General features: G+C 70.3%; 16 protein-coding genes. 11 read left to right on the top strand and 5 right to left on the bottom strand.

Going from position 1 to position 17,940, the window contains the following annotated elements; all coding sequences use genetic code 11:
- Positions 1-3: 3 nt before the first annotated feature.
- On the bottom strand, positions 4-708 hold the full coding sequence (gene lexA, locus ACYVHU_RS19180; RefSeq protein ID WP_498949177.1) for a transcriptional repressor LexA: 705 nt from the start codon (positions 706-708) through the stop codon (positions 4-6).
- Between the two features lie 452 nt (positions 709-1,160).
- On the opposite strand from lexA, the gene ACYVHU_RS19175 reads away from it, so the two are divergent.
- The 3 genes from ACYVHU_RS19175 (at position 1,161) to ACYVHU_RS19165 (ending at position 5,444) form a co-directional block, all read left to right on the top strand.
- Positions 1,161-1,571: a LysM peptidoglycan-binding domain-containing protein gene (locus tag ACYVHU_RS19175; protein WP_235001086.1), complete on the top strand. Its 411-nt coding sequence runs from the start codon at positions 1,161-1,163 to the stop codon at positions 1,569-1,571.
- 424 nt (positions 1,572-1,995) lie between these two features.
- The gene (gene nrdR, locus ACYVHU_RS19170) at positions 1,996-2,451 is read left to right on the top strand and encodes a transcriptional regulator NrdR (protein ID WP_078762983.1); all 456 of its coding nucleotides are present in this window, start codon (positions 1,996-1,998) and stop codon (positions 2,449-2,451) included.
- 146 nt (positions 2,452-2,597) lie between these two features.
- Positions 2,598-5,444: a vitamin B12-dependent ribonucleotide reductase gene (locus tag ACYVHU_RS19165; protein WP_498949160.1), complete on the top strand. Its 2,847-nt coding sequence runs from the start codon at positions 2,598-2,600 to the stop codon at positions 5,442-5,444.
- Between the two features lie 337 nt (positions 5,445-5,781).
- Here ACYVHU_RS19165 and ACYVHU_RS19160 read toward each other — a convergent pair whose 3' ends face one another.
- Positions 5,782-6,378, bottom strand: coding sequence for a TetR/AcrR family transcriptional regulator (locus tag ACYVHU_RS19160; RefSeq protein WP_498949159.1), 597 nt, complete (start codon positions 6,376-6,378; stop codon positions 5,782-5,784).
- Positions 6,379-6,516: 138 nt separating this feature from the next.
- Between ACYVHU_RS19160 and ACYVHU_RS19155 the strand changes: the two genes are divergently transcribed.
- Positions 6,517-6,948 (top strand): CBS domain-containing protein, encoded by a 432-nt coding sequence (locus ACYVHU_RS19155; RefSeq protein ID WP_078762980.1) that lies wholly within the window; start codon positions 6,517-6,519, stop codon positions 6,946-6,948.
- A gap of 10 nt (positions 6,949-6,958) precedes the next feature.
- Here the strand turns inward: ACYVHU_RS19155 and ACYVHU_RS19150 are convergent, their stop codons facing one another.
- Positions 6,959-7,267, bottom strand: a complete 309-nt coding sequence (locus ACYVHU_RS19150) for a hypothetical protein (protein WP_078762979.1) — start codon at positions 7,265-7,267, stop codon at positions 6,959-6,961.
- A 212-nt stretch (positions 7,268-7,479) separates the two neighbouring features.
- On the opposite strand from ACYVHU_RS19150, the gene ACYVHU_RS19145 reads away from it, so the two are divergent.
- From ACYVHU_RS19145 to ACYVHU_RS19135, 3 genes are all read left to right on the top strand, one after another.
- Positions 7,480-8,415, top strand: a complete 936-nt coding sequence (locus ACYVHU_RS19145; protein WP_078763064.1) for a hypothetical protein — start codon at positions 7,480-7,482, stop codon at positions 8,413-8,415.
- A 134-nt stretch (positions 8,416-8,549) separates the two neighbouring features.
- On the top strand, positions 8,550-10,226 hold the full coding sequence (locus ACYVHU_RS19140; protein WP_078762978.1) for an SPFH domain-containing protein: 1,677 nt from the start codon (positions 8,550-8,552) through the stop codon (positions 10,224-10,226).
- Positions 10,227-11,618, top strand: coding sequence for an SPFH domain-containing protein (locus ACYVHU_RS19135; RefSeq protein ID WP_078762977.1), 1,392 nt, complete (start codon positions 10,227-10,229; stop codon positions 11,616-11,618).
- 109 nt (positions 11,619-11,727) lie between these two features.
- Here ACYVHU_RS19135 and ACYVHU_RS19130 read toward each other — a convergent pair whose 3' ends face one another.
- Entirely contained in the window at positions 11,728-11,919 is a 192-nt protein-coding gene (locus ACYVHU_RS19130; protein WP_078762976.1) for a hypothetical protein, read from the bottom strand.
- 141 nt (positions 11,920-12,060) lie between these two features.
- Positions 12,061-12,750, bottom strand: coding sequence for a hypothetical protein (locus ACYVHU_RS19125; RefSeq protein WP_235001085.1), 690 nt, complete (start codon positions 12,748-12,750; stop codon positions 12,061-12,063).
- A 249-nt stretch (positions 12,751-12,999) separates the two neighbouring features.
- Here ACYVHU_RS19125 and rnhB point away from each other — a divergent pair, with 249 nt between their 5' ends.
- The 4 genes from rnhB (at position 13,000) to ACYVHU_RS19105 (ending at position 17,934) form a co-directional block, all read left to right on the top strand.
- The gene (rnhB, locus tag ACYVHU_RS19120; RefSeq protein WP_078762975.1) at positions 13,000-13,686 is read left to right on the top strand and encodes a ribonuclease HII; all 687 of its coding nucleotides are present in this window, start codon (positions 13,000-13,002) and stop codon (positions 13,684-13,686) included.
- 219 nt (positions 13,687-13,905) lie between these two features.
- Positions 13,906-16,308, top strand: a complete 2,403-nt coding sequence (locus tag ACYVHU_RS19115; RefSeq protein ID WP_078762974.1) for an AAA family ATPase — start codon at positions 13,906-13,908, stop codon at positions 16,306-16,308.
- 55 nt (positions 16,309-16,363) lie between these two features.
- On the top strand, positions 16,364-17,092 hold the full coding sequence (locus tag ACYVHU_RS19110; protein WP_078762973.1) for a nucleotidyltransferase family protein: 729 nt from the start codon (positions 16,364-16,366) through the stop codon (positions 17,090-17,092).
- 53 nt (positions 17,093-17,145) lie between these two features.
- A complete protein-coding gene (locus ACYVHU_RS19105; RefSeq protein WP_235001084.1) occupies positions 17,146-17,934 on the top strand; it encodes a tyrosine-protein phosphatase in 789 nt (262 codons plus the stop codon).
- Positions 17,935-17,940 lie beyond the last annotated feature (6 nt).

The raw sequence follows: 17,940 nt of genomic DNA, 5'->3' as shown, positions 1-17,940 counted from the left end.
TCGTTACACCTTGCGCAGGACGGCGACGACCTTGCCGAGGATGGTGGCCTCGTCACCGCTGATGGGCTCGTAGGCGTCGTTGCGGGGGACGAGCCAGACATGCTCCCCGTCGCGCTTGAACGTCTTGACGGTGGCCTCGTCGCCGATGAGCGCCGCGACGATGTCGCCGTTGTTGGCGTCGGGCTGCTGTCGGACGACGACCAGGTCACCGTCGGTGATGGCCGCGTCGATCATGGAGTCGCCGACCACGGTGAGCATGAACAGGCGGCCTTCGCCGACGATCTGGCGCGGGAGGGTCAGCACGTCCTCGACCGCCTCTTCGGCGAGGATCGGGCCGCCCGCGGCGATGCGGCCGACGACCGGGACGTTGGCGGCTCGGCCCTCGCCCGAACCCTGGCCGGTGTCGTCCTCGTCCCAGGAGCGCACGGGAGGCTGTCCCGGAATGCGAATTTCGACCGCTCTTGGGCGATTCTGGTCACGGTGAAGATACCCCTTGCGTTGCAACACCTTCAGCTGGTGCGCGACACTGGAGGGGCTCGACAAGCCCACCGCGTCACCGATCTCTCGGATGGACGGGGGGTAACCGCGTTGCCGCACGTAACGGTGGATGACGTTGAGGACGCTCTGTTGGCGATCGGTCAGCTTCGGGGCTGGCTTCGGCGTTGCGGCGTCCGGGACGTCGGAATCGGTGGCGGCGGACCGGAGCACGCCGACGGCCTCGTCGTCCGCGTGCAGTTCCTGCGTTCCGCGGTTCTCCTCCGGCACGTCCGGCCTCCTCGGCGGTCGGGGTTCTCGGTGTGGGCTGTCAGCGGAGTCGTCGGTGTCCGTGTAACGGCGGCATATCGAAGGGGTCTCGTGTGGGCGATGACGTCGGTATACCGCAGTGAAACATGTCCAACATTAGTGCCTGGGCAAGGCGATATCAAACAAACGTTCGAGATGGTGCTGAAAAAAACGCCGAGATGCGGTATTAGTCGAACGTCAGTTCTAAGGGGCGGGCGCTCGATGGAGAGGGCGATGTCCGATCCCGTGCCGTGGCTTCCCAGTGACCGGTGTCCGGTCGGCGCCTCCGTCGTGCGCCGGCCCGCCCCGGTCGGCGGCCGTCCCGTTCCGGTGCCGACGACCGATCCGTGGAGATCCCTGAATGGCGAGGAGAATCCGTGAGGACTGAGAGCGGTGACGGCGTAGCCGCCGTGCCCCCCCTGGCGCTCGCAGACCTTCCCGAACTCGACGCCTGCCCACCGGGCAGGCATGGCGCCCGGCTCACCCGACGTGGACGTGTGGTCATCCTCTCGGCCCTGGCCGCGGTCGCGGCCGGCGGGTTCTCCATGGCGGTGTTGACCACCGTGGCGCTGGGGGCCTCCACCGCGGGCGCCTCCACCGACGCGCTGCTGCCCACCGCGACCCCGACGGTCATCGTCGAAGAGGGCGATACGCTGTGGGAGATCGCGGAACGCGTCCGTCCCGGGGACGACCCGCGTCGGACGGTCCATGAGCTCGTCGAACTCAACGGGTTGGCCAACTCCGCGCTCGAACCCGGTCAGGAGCTCCTGGTTCCGGACGCGCCCTGACGGGGTGTCCGGGTTCTTTGAAAGTACTCTCCGCGGACCGGAGGGGGCGTGTCCGACGCGCCCCTTCACCCGGTCCGCGTTGTCGTGTCCGGGGTCCTTGTGGTGGTCGTGGTGGCGCGGGCGCGCGTGACACGCCGGGGGCGGGGACGAACTTGTCCGGGGCGACCTGGGGATCGGCTCCCCGAAGGCGTGTCGACTCTTGCGATCTCTCCCGTTCCGATCATAGGTTGCCACAATATGTAGTGCCCGTCTGGTTCGAGGTGCCCACAAGTTGTGCTTAAGTAGGTACCTGTTCGTTTCCGGGCCCCGGCTTGGGACGGACGGACGGCGATGTCGCAGGGCTGCCCGCCATGCTGTGGTACGGGCTCGCCCGGCCTGTGCTGGGAGACTCAACTGATGCGGTTCTGGAAGGAGGCGTGCCGGCATGCACTGCCCGTTCTGCCGCCATCCTGACACCCGGGTGATCGACAGTCGGTCCACCGACGACGGGGCGGCCATCCGCCGTCGCCGTTCGTGCCCGGAGTGCGAGCGCCGGTTCACCACCCAGGAGACCGTGCTCCTCATGGTCGCCAAGCGGTCTGGTGTCACCGAGCCCTTCTCCCGCAGCAAGATCATCGCCGGCGTGCGACGGGCCTGTCAGGGCCGCCCGGTCGACGAAGACGCGCTGGCCCTGCTCGGCCAGAAGGTCGAGGAGGCGATCCGGGGGCGTGGCATCGCGGAGGTTCCCGCGCACGAGATCGGGCTTGCGATCCTCGGGCCGTTGCGCGACCTGGACGAGGTCGCCTACCTCCGCTTCGCTTCGGTCTACCGGAGCTTCGAGTGCCTGGAGGACTTCGAGAACGAGATCGCCGGCCTGCGAGCCGATCGATCCTCGTCTTAAGCAGTACGGCGTGGTGCCGCCGACACGCGCGCCCTGACCTCGCGCGCGGAGCACCAGATCAGACGTTTCACATCACAACCGCTGCGTTTGTGGCGGTTCACCATGCGATGGCGTGAATTGGGTATGGGCGAGACAGGGGGAGCGAAATGACGGAGACCACCAGTGGCTCAGCAACACGCAAGGGCAAGGGGCAGCGTAAGGGCCTGAAGATCCAGCGCATCTTCACCACAGCCGGCGTACACCCCTACGACGAGATCGAGTGGGAGCGCCGTGACGTCGTCATGACCAACTGGCGCGACGGCTCGGTCAACTTCGAGCAGCGGGGTGTGGAGTTCCCGGCCTCCTGGTCGATGAACGCCACCCAGATCGTTGCGAGCAAGTACTTCCGCGGGGCCGTGGGCACCCCCGAGCGTGAGTGGAGCCTCAAGCAGCTGGTCGACCGCGTCGCCGGGATGTACACCAAGACCGGCAAGGAGAACGGCTACTTCGCCTCGGACGAGGACGCCGAGATCTTCGACCACGAGCTGAAGTACGCGCTGGTCAACCAGCTGTTCAGCTTCAACTCCCCAGTGTGGTTCAACGTCGGCACCAACTCCAAGCAGCAGGTCTCGGCCTGCTTCATCCTCTCGGTGGACGACACAATGGAGTCCATCCTCGACTGGTACAAGGAAGAGGGGATCATCTTCAAGGGCGGCTCCGGCGCGGGTGTCAACCTGTCGCGGATCCGCTCCAGCAAGGAGCTGCTGTCCTCCGGCGGTACCGCCTCGGGGCCCGTCTCGTTCATGCGCGGCGCCGACGCCTCGGCCGGCACCATCAAGTCGGGTGGCGCCACCCGGCGTGCCGCCAAGATGGTCGTCCTCGACGTGGACCACCCCGACATCGCCGAGTTCATCGAGACCAAGGCGCGCGAGGAGCACAAGATCCGCGCGCTGCGCGACGCCGGGTTCGACGTCGACCTCGGCGGCGCCGACATCGTGAGCGTCCAGTACCAGAACGCCAACAACTCGGTGCGCGTCTCCGACGCCTTCATGCGGGCGGTCGAGACCGGGTCGGACTTCGGGCTGGTCTCGCGGACCACCGGCGAGGTCATCGACACGGTGGACGCCAAGGATCTCTTCCACAAGATGGCCAAGGCGGCCTGGGAGTGCGCCGACCCCGGTATCCAGTACGACGACACGATCAACGACTGGCACACCGCCCCTGAGAGCGGCCGGATCACCGCCAGCAACCCCTGCTCGGAGTACGTCCACCTGGACAACTCCTCCTGCAACCTCGCCTCCATCAACCTGCTGAAGTTCCTGCGCGATGACGACCGCTTCGACATCGACCGGTTCGTCAAGCTGACCGAGCTGATCATCACCGCGATGGACATCTCGATCACCTTCGCCGACTTCCCGACCGAGAAGATCGGCGAGACGACGCGCGCGTTCCGTCAGCTGGGGATCGGCTACGCCAACCTCGGCGCCCTGCTGATGGCGACCGGCCACGCCTACGACTCCGAGGGGGGCCGCGCGCTCGCCGCCGCCATCACCTCGCTCATGACGGGCACCGCCTACAAGCGCAGCGCGGAGCTCGCCGGCATCGTCGGCCCCTACGACGGTTACGCCAAGAACGCCGAGGCGCACAAGCGGGTCATGCGCAAGCACGCCGCAGCCAACGACGACCTGCGCACGCTGCACGAGATGGACCGCGACATCGCGTCGGCGGCGACCAAGGCGTGGGAGGAGTGCCTCAAGACCGGCGAGAAGAACGGCTGGCGCAACGCCCAGGCCAGCCTGCTCGCCCCCACCGGCACCATCGGCTTCATGATGGACTGCGACACCACCGGTATCGAGCCGGACTTCTCGCTGGTCAAGTACAAGAAGCTGGTCGGCGGCGGGTCCATGCAGATCGTCAACCAGGCGATCCCGCGCGCCCTGAAGAAGCTCGGCTACCAGCAGGAGCAGATCGAGGCCATCGTCGAGTACATCTCGGAGAACGGCCACGTCGTGGACGCCCCGGGCCTGCGCCCCGAACACTACGAGGTGTTCGACTGCGCCATGGGCAAGCGCTACATCAAGCCCATGGGCCATGTCGAGATGATGGCCGCGGTCCAGCCGTTCCTGTCCGGCGCCATCTCCAAGACCGTCAACGTCCCCGAGGAGGCGACGGTCGAGGACTTCGAGCACATCTACTTCCAGGGGTGGAAGCTCGGCCTGAAGGCCCTCGCGGTCTACCGGGACAACTGCAAGGTCGGCCAGCCGCTGTCCACGGGCAAGGGGGAGGCCAAGTCCGCCGACGAGCCGAAGGCCGAGCCGGAGCCGAAGGTCATCGAGGTCAACCGCCCGGTCCGCCGGCGTCTGCCGAAGAAGCGCCCGAGCCAGACCATCTCCTTCACCGTCGGCGGCGCCGAGGGCTACATCACCGCGGGCTCCTACCCCGACGACGGCCTCGGCGAGGTCTTCATGAAGCTCGGCAAGCAGGGGTCGACCCTGGCCGGCGTCATGGACGCCTTCTCGATCGCGATCTCCATCGCGTTGCAGTACGGCGTCCCGCTGGAGACCTACGTCGAGAAGTTCACCAACATGCGCTTCGACCCGGCGGGCATGACCGACGACCCCGACATCCGCATGGCGCAGTCGGTCGTCGACTACATCTTCCGCCGCCTGGCGCTGGACTACCTGTCCTACGACCAGCGCGCCGCCCTTGGCGTGCTGTCGGCGGAGGAGCGCGCCGCCCAGCTCGCCGGTGAGGACCCGGCGCAGGTCGCGGCCCAGGTGGAGTCCTACGCCCAGTCGGCCCCGGTCGCGGGCGAGGAGGTCAGGACCGAGGAGGCCGACCGGGGCGCCTCGGCCGAGCCGTCGCGCGCGGCCCGGACCACCACGGAGCTTCTCGAACTGAAGCAGGGCTTCACCGCGGACGCGCCGCTGTGCGTCACCTGCGGCACCAAGATGCGCCCGTCGGGCAGCTGCTACGTCTGCGAGGGCTGCGGTTCGACCAGCGGTTGCAGCTGACTTCGGTCGGGGCGCGGCTGACCCGGCCTCCGGTCGGGTGACCGGGACCGCGGACGTCTGAAGGTGAGGGGGATCCGGATCCGTTCCGGGTCCCCCTCACGGGTTGTCCCGGTGCCCTCGGGAGCGCGGTGGAGGAAACGGCCGGGCCGGGTGGGCGAGGGGGAGGTCGTCGAGGGCGGCCCCCCGGGGCGGGGCCGGGTGGCGGCGGCTCCCCGAAGACGCCGTGGTGGTGGGCGGCGCCACGTCCGCCCGCCTCCCCATGTGACCACCTGGCGCCGGGACGGGCGCGGTGAACGGGCACCCCGTCTCCTTCGTCGGGGGCGACGGTCCCGGGAGCCTAGGGGCGAAACGCCCGTAGGGCGGCATCGACCAGGGCGTCGGCGTAGTCGGGGGTCAGCGGTCCCGAGCGCAGCAGCCACCGTTGGTACAACGGGGCGTAGAGGATCTCCAGCATCAGGTCGAGGTCGGCGTCCTCGGCGAGCTGCCCGGTGGCCCGGGCGGTGCGCAGGCGCCTGCGCACCGCCTCGTTCATGGGATCGGCCATCCTCTCGCGGTAGGTGGCGGCCAGTTCGGGATCGTCGATGATCTCGCTGTTGAGGGCGCGGATCGGGGCTTCGAAGGCGGGGTCGGCGAACTCCGCCACGGTCGCGCGTATGACGAGTCTGAGGTCGGCTTCGATGTCGCCGGTGTCGGGGAGGGAGATCTCGCCCTTCTCGTCCTCGCTCATGGCCAGGATGGAGTCGAGGATCACCGCGCCCTTGGAGGGCCACCAGCGGTAGATCGTCTGCTTGCCCACCCCGGCGCGGGCGGCGATGGCCTCGATCGTGACCTTGCGGTAGCCGGTCTCGCCGACCAGCTCGCGGGCGGCGGTGAGGATGGCCTGGCGGGAGCGTTCGCTCCGCCGGGCGCTGTCGGGGGATCTGCGCGTCGTCATGAGGACAGGGTAGCCAGTGCGAGACGGAACGTTTCGTCTTGCCTGAGGGAGCCCGCCTGGACGTCCGGCAGGGGCGGTACACGATTGGCGTTCGTTCGGCAAGGGTAACTCTCCGTCACCGAGCGAAAGGTGGCCGCTGTGTTGATCGCCGCGATCCTGAGGGCCAAAGGCCCGGCCGTGGTGACCGTCCGCCCCGACACGACCATCGCGCACCTGTTGACCGGCCTCGCCCGGCATGACATCGGAGCCGCCGTCGTGGTCGATCGGGACGGCCGCGTGGTCGGGGTCGCCTCCGAGCGCGATATCGTGCGCCGCCTGGCCGAGCAGGGATGGGGCCTTCTCGCGGCCAGGGTCCGCGACATCATGACCTCCCCCGTGACCGTCTGCGCCCCGCATGACAGTGTCGACTCCCTGGCCCTCGTGATGACCCGGCGACGCATCCGCCACATCCCCGTCGTCTCAGGGGAGCGCCTGGCCGGGGTCGTCAGCGTCGGCGACGTCCTCAAGAGCCGGATCAGCCAGCTCGAGGTCCACCGCGACCATCTGGAGGCCTACATCACGCGGGGCTGAACGGCCCGCCTCAGTCGGTGGCGCGGCGCTCGCCCAGCGCGTAACCGGCGATCGCGGTCGCCGCGGTCACGGTCAGCACCGATGGCCACGCCCCCAGCCGCTTGGCCAGCGGATGTGACACGCCGAAGGCCGCCACGTAGACCCCGGACAGCGCGGCGGCCCTACCCGAGCCGGCCCGGTGCCGCCAACGCCGGAAGGCGGCCACCCCGCACGCGGCCAGCACCGCGCCGCCCAACGGCCGGTTGCCGGTCGAGCGGGCGACGGCGTAACCGCCGATCAATCCCGCCGAGGTGAGGATCGGGCTGGGGAGATCGGTCATGATGTCCTCCTGGTCGCTGGAGACGGGCCGCGGGACAGGGCCCGGGCCCATCGGAGCGGGCACCCGGACACGGTCCGCGGTCGGGGACGGCGTGCTGGACGGCCCGTAGACGACCGTAACCCCTTCCCGCGGCCATGAGAGGGCCGGCCCGCCGAGACGGGTGCCCGCGTGGGATGCGTGTCCGCGCCGGGTGGGGTTGGGACAATGAGCGGGTGACACGCTGTCTCGGCCGTAGCGATCTGCTCCGCCTCTTCGACGCGCACGCCTGCCTGGACCGTCTGTGGCATGGTTTCACGGCCTCTCCCGCGCGGATCGGCGCCCAACGGGTGCGCACCGACCTGCCGGGCCCCGCGAGCGCCAGCGTGCTGTTCCCCGGCCTGCTGCCGGGGATCCCCGCCTACACGGTCCGAGACGAGACGGGGCACCGGGGATCCGGCGCGGTGTCACGCGGCGTGGTGTGCCTCCACGACCTCGACACGGGAGAGCCCCTGGCCCTGCTGGACGCCGGAGCGCTCGCCGACTGGCGCACCGGGCTGTCGGCGGCGCTCGGCGCGCACGCGCTGGCCCGCTCCGACGCCGACGTGCTCGGTGTCCTCGGCTGTGGCGCGCGGGCCGAGGTCCTCACCCGTGGCCTGGCCGCCCTGCGCCCGCTCGCCGGGGTGGTCGTGGCCGACCGGGACGGGGAGCGCGCCGTCGACTTCGCCCGGCGCTGCCAGGAGGCGCTGGGGATCCAGGCCAGGAGTGTCGCCACAGCGGAGGAGGTCGGCGCTAAGGCCGAGGTCATCGCCGTCGCGGCGGACACGTCCGTCTCCCTGCTGGGACGGGTGGGCGAGCGGCCGGGGGTCCACTACGCGCTCCTCGGGGTGGGCGCCGTGGACGGTGGGGAAATCCTCACCGGTCTGCCGCGGGGCGCCCGGGCGATCGTGGACGACACGGAACTCGCCGACGGCTTCGGGGGCGACGCCCCGCGCGTCGCGGGAACGCTGCGCGACGTGCTCACCGGCACGGTCGCGGCGCGTACGAGCGCGGACGCCGTCACCGCCTACGTCCCGTTCGGCCCGCCCTGGCAGGACCTCACCCTGTCCTGGCTGGCCTACCGCTCCGCTGTGGAGGCCGGCGTCGGCACCGACCTGGACTTCCTCGCCTGAATCCCGTCGCCCGGCCGTTGACGTGCCCGAGGGCGGTGGAGGAGGATGTCGCGACTTCGCCGACGATGGAACCGAGGGCGTCCTCACCACGTCGGATCCCATATCCCTTGAACATCCGTGAGGAGTCGATGCCCATGTCCTTCGCGCAGACGGTGCGCGGGGCCGCAGGCGCGGTCGCCGGAGGTGGAGATCTCAGGGAGGCGGTGGCCGGCGCGGTCGGAAAGGCGACGGAGGGCTTCGGGTTGGACCCGGGGGACTTCCTCGCCGCTCGCGACCAGGCGGCCTCCGTCGGCACCCTGATCGAACAACAGACCACCTCCCTCGACAACGCCGGCGAGGTACTCAACCGCAGCAGGTTCGAACGAGGAACCGACGGTCCGGTCCACGTCATCAGCCCGATGGTCATCCCCCGGGGACGCCGGCTGACCGCGATGCTGCCGGCGATCCTGCTGGCGGCCGTGGGTCTAGTGGGCACGGTGCTGACCGCGGTGCTGCCGGGCGTGACGCTCGCCCTCTTCGGACCGCACTTCTGGATCATCACGCTGGCCATCGCCGCGTTCTTGTGGTGGCGTCAGGGCATGGTCATGGTGCCCGACGGCTGCCAGGCGCTGATCACCAAGTTCGGCAAGCTGGAACAGGTCGTGGGACCCGGGCGCGTGACCCTGCTCAATCCGTGGAAGCGGGTCTCCTACATCGTCAACACCACGCGCGAGTACCCGTTCAACGCGCCGATCCGTGAGGCGCCGACCAAGAGCGGCGTCAAGGCGTCGGTGGACCTCTTTCTCCAGTTCCGGATCGAGGACCCCGAACAGTTCATCTTCGTCCTGGGCGCCGTGCAGGGCTTCCAGGACAAGTTGAACAACGCCATCAGCGAGACCACCCGCAGCCTCATCTACGACCAGCAGGCATCGGAGATCTACGACCTGGTGGGCGAGACCACGGCCCGCCTGCTGGACCAGCTCAACGAGCAGTTCCTGCCGGCGGTCCGCCTCACCAACGCCAACATCACCCACGCCGAGCCCTCCAGCCAGGAGTACCGCATGGACCTGGCCGCCCCGGAGATGATCCGCGTCGCCAAGGAGGCCTACACCTACGAGTACGAGCTCCAGCTCCGCAAGGAACAGAACGAGGGTGACCTCAACAAGGAGCTCGCGTCCCTGAACGAGACGCTCTCGGCCATCCAGGCCGACATCGCCCAGTACCAGGCGCAGATGGACACCGCGCTGGAGCGTGAGACCAACCGCGCCCGCTCGCTGGCCCGGCAGCGTTTCGTCGAGGCGGAGAGCACCGCCAACGCCAACGCCGCCCTCCTGGAGGCCCAGGCCCTGGACATCCGCGCGGTCAGCGCGGCCGAGGCGCCCGAGATCCTCGACTACCGCTTCCAGCAGGACCTCCTGGACAAGCTGGAGGCGGTGGCCGACAGCCTGCCGCAGGTCGTCCAGATCGGCCCGGGGGACTCCGCGGGCGTCGACTTCCTGGAGATCGCCCGGCAGGTCATCGGCGGTGCCGACGCCCGTCTGTTCTCCGAGGAGGACATGGCCGCCATCCGGACCCGCCTGGAACTGATCTCCGAACGCATCGCCGCGCGCGAGGCCGAGATCGCCGAGCTCCTGGAGGACGAGGGGGCCACCGTCGAGGCGCCCCAGCCGACAGAGGAGGTGCCCGGGGCCGACCGGGTCGAGGAGATCCGTCGTTCGGTGTCGGAACAGGCCATCGACGAACGCCTGGCCGACGCGCAGGAGGCGGCGCGGCCGCACCCGCCGGCCGCCGATCCCGGCCCGGACGGGCCCAACCGGGAAGGGGAGCGTTAGATGAGCGAGAGCGCAGTGCCCGGCCGCGCCGCCTCCAGCATCAAGGAGAGCCTGGCCGGCTGGAACGACATCGCGCGGCTGCTGCGCGGCGGCGACCAGGGAACCCTGGTCCCCGTGGTCATCCCCCGCGACGGGCGGGGAATGAAGTGGCTCGTGCCCGTCTGGATCGGCCTGTACCTGCTCGGCTACGCCGTCGTGGTCCTCGCCGCGCAACCGTTCCTGCTCACCTGGACGGCCCTCCCGGCGTTCGTCCTCGGGCTGGTCGCGGTCCTGCTGGCGGTTCTGTGGTGGTGGCGTTCGGCGATCGTGGAGATCGAGCAGGGCACCACCGGCGTGCTGACGAAGTTCGGCGCGGTGGTGGGCGTGCTCGAACCGGGTCGCCACTACCTGTGGCACCCCTGGTCGCGCGTGGACTTCGTCGTGGACACCTCCACCGAGATCCCCTACACCGCGCCCGTTCTGGCCTGCCCCACGCGCGAGAACGTGCCGTTGAAGTCGATCGAGTTCTTCCTGAAGTTCCGCATCATCGACGCGGTGGCCTTCGTCCGCACGATCGGCGCGAGCAACTTCGACCTGGTCCTGGCCAACGCGGTCCAAGACGCGATCCGTCAGCGCAGCCGTCAGGTCAACACCGAGGGCGCCTACGATCTGCGCGGCTCCGACGTGGCGGACATGCAGGACCTGCTCAACCGGCAGCTCAGCCGCTACGGGGTGCGCATCATGGGGTGCAACATCCCCGACGTTCAGCTCCCCAACCAGTACCAGCAGCACCTCGCCACCCGCGAGCGGGTGGCCAAGGAACTGGTCGCCTACGAGCAGGAGTGGGAGCTGACCCGCAAGCGGCGCATCGACACGCTGCTGATGGACATCGAACGGTCGAAGAAGACCCGGGACGCCAAGATCGTCGAGGTCAACGCGGCGCTGAACAAGGCGCGCAAGGACGTCGCCCAGATGCTGGAGGAGCAGGAGACCGAGGCGCAGCGCGTCCGCTACGAGATCGAGACGCGGGGACGCGCCGACCTCGTCGCCGCTCAGAACGAGGCGAAGGCGCAGCGCCGCCTGGCCACCTCCTACCGGGACAACCGGGCCGTGCTCCAGTACGAGCTGGCCCGGCGCCGCCTGGACGTCGGAGCCAAGCTCGCCGAACGGGCCCCGCAGCCGCTCGTGGTGCGGGCCGAGCAGGGCAGCGGGGACTCCTCCGCGCTGTCGACGCTGCTCCTCGCCCAGATGCTGCCGAGGCTGGGCGAGCGTGGTCACGGCCGCGCTGCGGTGTCCAGCGGTCCTCTCCCCGAGGGGGCGGCGGGCCTGCTCGCCGACAGCCTCCGCCAGGAGGCCCAGGAGTGGCGCGCCGCCGGCGACGGGCGCGACCAGCGCCCGCGCGAGGGGCGATGATCCCCTAGGGACGCGAACGCGGGGGAGGGGAGCCTTTCCGGGCTCCCCTCCCCCGCGCGTTGTCGCCGCGCCGCTCCTGCCGGGACAGCGGCACGGCGGCCTGGCGGGTTCAGGCCGCGTGGGTGAGGGCCCGGTAACCGCCGTCGATGTCGACGCCGTGCCGGGCCGCGATCTCGATGAGGTCCTCGATCTCACCCGCCTGGGAGAGGACCAGGTCCTCATCACCCCGTTGCCGCGCGCGGCGCAGTGACTCGACCGCGTCGTGGATGCGCAGGTGCAGGGTCGTCATGAACTCGTTCATCTTGTTCCTCGCTCGGAGACACGGAGGATGATCCTCCGTGGTTGGTCCCCGGTCCGGTCTACCCCGATGAGCTCGGGAAGCACGTCGAATTTGCGAGGGGAAGACCCCGCGGCCGCGTGAGCGGCGCCACGGGTTCGCGGATCAGTAGTCGCTCCAGGAGTACCAGGGGCCCGAGATGTGCTCGTAGACGACGCCTCCGTGGCCGGGGAGGAACTGGTCGGTCTCCAAGGGCTCGGAACTGTAGGCCAGGCCCGAACCGTCGAGCAGACCCGCCCCCTCGACGGTGAAACGGGTGACGCCGTCGGTCACCGTGGCCGCCTGGAGCGGGTAGAGCCCCGCCCACTCGCCGTTCAGGGGGATCGTGGTGGAGCGGTCGAGCGTGGCGCGCAGGTGCAGGAGGTCCTGGGTGGAGGCGTCCAGCCGGGCCTTCAGCGGGACGTCGGAGACGGACAGGACGATGGTGGCGAGTGCGATGACCGGCGCGGTGAGCCAGCGCAGCCAGTAGCGGCGGATCATCGGACGGGCCAGCGACAGCGCGATGCCCAGGCGCAGGGCTCCCATGGCGGCCAGCAACGCGCCCGCGCCCATGCCGATCAGGAAGCTGGGCAGGTGCCCCCCGGGCATGCTGTCCTCGTAGAGCAGGATCAGACCGGTGAACACGCAGGCGGGAAGGTAGAGCCGTCCCGGAGGGCGCGACGCCCACGACACCAGCCGTTCCCCGAACGTCGGCGGGTGGGCGATCTCGATCAACTTCGCGACCGAGTCCTCCCCGTCCTGCGAGGTGTTCCCCTGCGGCGGGATGCCACCGGGTACGGGAGTGGCGGCGGACATGGCGGGCGGCCCCTAACGGCTCTTCGGTTGACGCGGACGGCCGGCGGTCCGGTGGGCCGACAGCCGCCTTGGGCGGGCCGTGACACGGCACGGCTCGATGATCAGGATAGGGGAGTCGCGCCCCGTGTTCGGGCGCTTTTATCGGACCGCAATGGGTTTCGGGCCGTCCCGGTAGGAGCGCGGCCATCGTGACGGCGCCGCCCACGGCGGCGGTGACGGGGAGGGGGCGTGGCGTCTAAGCTTGGCCGGGTGCCCGTGAAGTCCCCCATCCCCCCGCCCACCTACGAGCTCGAACGGGAACTCGCCGAAGGCGGTGCCACCCTCATCGCCGGAGTCGACGAAGTGGGCCGTGGCGCCTGGGCCGGCCCCGTTGTCGTCTGTGCCGCCGTGACCGACGGCTCCCCGCCGCCCGAGGGGCTGACCGACTCCAAGCGGCTGTCGCCCAAACGGCGGATCGCCATGGCCGACCTCGTCCGGCCCTGGGTGCGTGACCACGCCTTCGGGCAGGCGACCCCCGAGGAGATCGACGAGGTCGGCATGACCGAGGCGCTGCGCCGGGCCGCCGCGCGCGCGTTGGAGGGGCTGACCCTGCGGCCCGACGCCGTCATCCTCGACGGCAAGCACGACTACCTCGGACGCCCCTGGGCCGTGCGGACCCAGGTCGGGGCGGACCTGACCTGTGTGTCGGTCTCCGCGGCGTCGGTCCTGGCCAAGGTGTACCGCGACACCATGATGGCCGGGTTGGACGCCGACTTCCCGGGTTACGGCTTCGCCACGGCCGCGGGGTACCCTTCGCCGGTCCATCGGGCGACGCTGGCCGAACACGGGCCCACCCCGCACCACCGGATGTCCTGGTCCTACCTTGATGACCTGCCCAAATGGCGGCACCTACGGAGAAGACGGTCGGATCCGGGCGGACAGCTCAGTCTTCTGTAGCCGAAGCGGAAGGCGACACGCCGCGCGGCGGAGGGAGAGCGCTGTCTACTCAACACGGTCGGTTCCCGGCAGTATGGAACCGGTTCCGGGCCGTCGAGGGGTCCGGAACGCGCCGGGAGCCGGCTCCCCCTGTCCTGGGACGCGGCCCGCGAGAGCCGCACGGGACGGTGACGCACGGCTGCCGGATGCAGGGGCGAACAGCGGCGAAGGGGCACGACCATGGCGCGCGAGGATCGACCCCGGACCGCCGAGGGGCCGGTGAGGACACCGCCACTGCGGCGGATCCGGGAGCTGTACTACAGGTGTCCGCCGCGTACCCGGCTGTTCGCGGGCGCGGGGATCGCGACGGCCGCGGCCCTCGCCGCGTTCCTCGTCGGTATCCCCGTCCTGTCCGCGCTGGGGGTCACGCTGCTGCTCCTCGGGGTGTTCGCCGCCCTGATGCGCTCCGGCGAGGCGGTCGCCACCGTGCTCGTCTGCCTCGTGTGGATCGCGCTCGCCTACCCCCTGTTCCAGATCCCGTTGGCCGGCGCCCCGGTCCTCCTGTTCCTGCCGCTCCTGCCGCCGCTCGTCGCCTTCGCCGCGTCCCGGGTGACGCAGTTCCCGATCTGGCACACCACCCTGATCTCGTTGCTGGTCGGGCTGATCCTCGGCCTCGCGGTCGCCCTGGCCGGCATGGTCACCGACACGGTGCCCCCGGCGGTCGGAGTCGCCTGTACCGCGGCGGGGGCCGCCGCCGCGCTGCTGTGGCGGGTGGTGGCGGGGCGTCGACTACGGCGCGAACTGAGCTCCGCCGTCTCGGCCGCCGCCCCTGCTGACGGCGGGCCGCGGGTCCGGCAACGCGCCGCGGGGGGAGCCGCGGGCTCCCCCGCGCGGCGAGACGACGTCCAGGCCGAGCCGCCGCTGCCCGTTGACGAGGCGCTCGCGGAGCTGGAGGCGATGATCGGCCTGGAACCGGTCAAACAACAGGTGCGCGCGATCGCGGCCTCCATCGAGGCGGCCCGGCTCCGGGCCGACGCCGGCTACACGGTCGACAAGCCCCTGCGCCATCTCGTCTTCTCGGGCCCCCCGGGGACGGGGAAGACCAGTGTGGCGCGCACCCTGGCCACGATCCTGCACTCCTTCGGGCTGCTGCCCACCTCGCGCGTCGTCGAGGCCCAGCGCGCCGACCTGGTCGGCGAGTACCTGGGGGCGACCGCGATCAAGACCAACGAGCTGGTGGACCGCGCGCTCGGCGGGGTGCTGTTCATCGACGAGGCGTACTCCCTGGTCAACGACGGTGACGGGCAACCGGACCGGTTCGGTAACGAAGCCGTCCAGACCCTGTTGAAACGGGCGGAGGACGACCGGGACCGTCTGGTCATCATCCTCGCCGGCTACGAGCAGGAGATGGAACGCTTCCTGGCCTCCAACCCTGGCCTGGCCTCGCGGTTCGCCACGCGGGTGACGTTTCCCAGCTACACCTCCGAGGAGCTGTTGCGCATCGCCGAGCACCTGTTCGGTCAGCGCGGTGACCTTCTGGACGAGGAGGCCCGGCCCGCGCTGGGACGCTGTCTGGAACAAGCGGTGCGCCGCGGCGCCATCGACGAGCTCGGCAACGGCAGGTTCGTGCGCTCCCTGGTGGAGAAGACGGCCGAGGCCCGGGACGTCCGCGTCGTCACCAGCGGTCAGGCCGGCCACCAGCCCGAACCGGCCGAACTGGTCACGGTGCGCGCGCGCGACGTCGTGACGGCCTATGAGCAGCTCACCGAACGGCTACCGGGTTTCGCGCGGACGCCCGACGTCTCCGAGGCGCTCGCGGAGCTCGACGCGATGATCGGGCTGGAACCGGTGAAGCGGCAGGTCCGCTCGATCGCGGCCCAGTTGCAGGTGGCCGAACTGCGCGAGGGGCAGGGACTGCGCGCCCAGCCGCCGATGCGGCACTTCGTGTTCGTCGGCCCGCCGGGCACGGGCAAGACGACGGTGGCCCGCATCCTGGGCCGGGTCTTCGCGGCGCTGGGCCTGCTCAACCGGCCCGATGTGATCGAGGCCCAGCGCGCCGACCTGGTGGGCGAGCACCTGGGGGCCACGGCGGTCAAGACGAACAAGCTGGTGGACCGCGCGCTCGGTGGGGTGCTCTTCGTCGACGAGGCCTACTCGCTCGCCAATCCCGGCTACAGCGGAGGCGACGCCTTCGGCGCCGAGGCCATCCAGACACTGCTCAAGCGCGCGGAGGACGACCGGGACCGTCTGGTCATCGTCCTCGCGGGCTATCCGGCGGAGATGGACCGTTTCCTGGCCAGTAATTCGGGGCTGTCCTCCCGGTTCAACGTCCGGGTGACCTTCCCCAGCTACGCCCCCGACGAGCTGACCGAGATCGCCGAACGCGTCGCGGCCCGAACCGGTGACGCCTTCGACGAGCAGGCGCGCGACGACCTGCGCCAGATCTTCGGCCACGTCTGCGAGGCGGGCTGGATCGACGAGTTCGGCAACGGCCGTTTCGCGCGTTCGCTGTTCGAGAAGGCCTGCTCCTACCGTGACCTGAGGGTGGCCGAGGAGCTGGGGGCCGCTGCCACCGCCGCCGACCTGACCCTCATCACCCGAGCCGATCTGCGTCTGGCCTACTCCGAGATCACCCAGTCGTGAGGCGGGGCCGGACTTCCGCGACGAGGGGCGGGGCGCCCCTGCTAGGGTCCGCTGCATGACTGCTTCCACCACCCCCGTCAGCCAGGCCGTCATCCTGGCCGGAGGGCAGGCCACCCGCCTGCGCCCCTACACCGACACCCGCCCCAAAGCGATGGTGGAGGTCGCCGGGCGGCCCATCATCGACTACCAGCTGGAGTGGCTCGCCGGCCACGGGGTCGAGCACGTGGTCGTCTCCTGCGGTTACAAGGCGGAAGTGCTACAGGAGCACCTGTCCGGACGGACCGACGGCCCCACGGTCACCTTGATGACCGAGGACGAGCCTTTGGGCCGGGGCGGCGCGCTGCGCTTCGCGGCTTCGGGGTTGCGCGACGCGGAGTCCCCCTACTTCGCGCTCAACGGTGACATCCTCACCTGGTTCCCGTTGCGGGAGTTCACCGCCCACCACCGGGCCAAGGGAGGGCTGGCCACCCTGGCGCTCGCCCGTTTCCGCACCACGTGGGGTGTTGTCGACATCACCGACGACGACCGGATCGAGGGTTTCACCCAGAGCCCCGTCCTGCCGTTGTGGATCAACGCCGGCGTCTACCTCTTCGAACCGGGGATGACGCCGCTCCTGCCGGTCAAGGGCGACCACGAGTCCTCGACCTTCCCGCGGCTGGCCGAGGAGGGACGGCTGCACGGCTACCGGATCGACGGCTTCTGGCGTGGTGTGGACACGGCCAAGGACGTCAAGGAGGCCGGCGAGGAGATCCGCGAGCTACAGGGCGGCGCTCTGACGTCGTGACCTGTGCCGGCCGTCCTGTGCCGGGGCGGTGGGGGATCGGTATTGTCGCGTCCGTGAACAACGACTCCTCGATCCTGCGCACCGCCCCCAACTTCCGCGACCTCGGTGGTTACCCCACGGAGGACGGACGGCGGATCCGCCGTGGCATGCTGTTTCGCGCCGACGCCCTGAGCCGACTCGACGAGGAGGACCTCGCGACGCTGGAGAGACTGGGCCTGCGTCTGATGATCGACCTGCGCACGGTGTTCGAACGCGAACGCGAAGCGGACCGGGTCCCGGCCGGCGCCGAACACGTCGTGCTCGACGTGCAGGGGAACCACCGCACGGGCGGCGACCTCGCGGCCATGTTCAGCGACACCGAACGGGCGCGGGAACTGCTCGCCGACAACGGAGCCGAGCGGTTCATGCACGAGGTGAACCGGACGCTGGTCGGCGCCGACGACGCCCGTTCGGCCTACCGCGAACTGGTCGAGCGCGCCGCCGAGGGGCCGTTGCCGCTGGTGTTCCACTGCAGCGCGGGCAAGGACCGCACCGGTTGGGGCGCGGTCATCCTGCTGACGCTGTTGGGGGTGCCCCGGCAGACCGTCGTCGAGGACTACCTGGCGAGCAACAGCCGGCTCAGCGCGGCGACCGCCTGGATGCTGGAGCTGATCCAGGGGCGCGGCATCGATCCCGAGGAGGTCAGGCCGATGCTGGAGGTGCGCACCTCCTACCTGGAGACCGCCTTCGCCGAGGTGGAGCGGTTGCACGGTTCCTTCGACGATTACGTGCTCTCGGGGCTGCGGGTGAAGCCCGAGACCGTCGAGGCGTTGCGTGAGCGGCTGCTGGAGCCCGCGGCCTAGCCCGTC

Source organism: Marinactinospora endophytica (genome assembly GCF_054780875.1).
The sequence above is the reverse complement of the archived record's forward strand: the minus strand, read 5'-3'. Positions and strand labels throughout refer to the sequence as shown.

What these genes read in the sequence shown, in the direction of transcription:
- nrdR (WP_078762983.1), top strand. Translation starts at nt 1,996, where the DNA reads ATGCACTGCCCGTTCTGCCGCCATCCTGACACCCGGGTGATCGACAGT.
- ACYVHU_RS19165 (WP_498949160.1), top strand. Translation starts at nt 2,598, where the DNA reads ATGACGGAGACCACCAGTGGCTCAGCAACACGCAAGGGCAAGGGGCAG.
- ACYVHU_RS19160 (WP_498949159.1), bottom strand. Translation starts at nt 6,378, where the DNA reads ATGACGACGCGCAGATCCCCCGACAGCGCCCGGCGGAGCGAACGCTCC.
- ACYVHU_RS19150 (WP_078762979.1), bottom strand. Translation starts at nt 7,267, where the DNA reads ATGACCGATCTCCCCAGCCCGATCCTCACCTCGGCGGGATTGATCGGC.
- ACYVHU_RS19140 (WP_078762978.1), top strand. Translation starts at nt 8,550, where the DNA reads ATGTCCTTCGCGCAGACGGTGCGCGGGGCCGCAGGCGCGGTCGCCGGA.
- ACYVHU_RS19135 (WP_078762977.1), top strand. Translation starts at nt 10,227, where the DNA reads ATGAGCGAGAGCGCAGTGCCCGGCCGCGCCGCCTCCAGCATCAAGGAG.
- ACYVHU_RS19130 (WP_078762976.1), bottom strand. Translation starts at nt 11,919, where the DNA reads ATGAACGAGTTCATGACGACCCTGCACCTGCGCATCCACGACGCGGTC.
- ACYVHU_RS19125 (WP_235001085.1), bottom strand. Translation starts at nt 12,750, where the DNA reads ATGTCCGCCGCCACTCCCGTACCCGGTGGCATCCCGCCGCAGGGGAAC.
- ACYVHU_RS19115 (WP_078762974.1), top strand. Translation starts at nt 13,906, where the DNA reads ATGGCGCGCGAGGATCGACCCCGGACCGCCGAGGGGCCGGTGAGGACA.
- ACYVHU_RS19110 (WP_078762973.1), top strand. Translation starts at nt 16,364, where the DNA reads ATGACTGCTTCCACCACCCCCGTCAGCCAGGCCGTCATCCTGGCCGGA.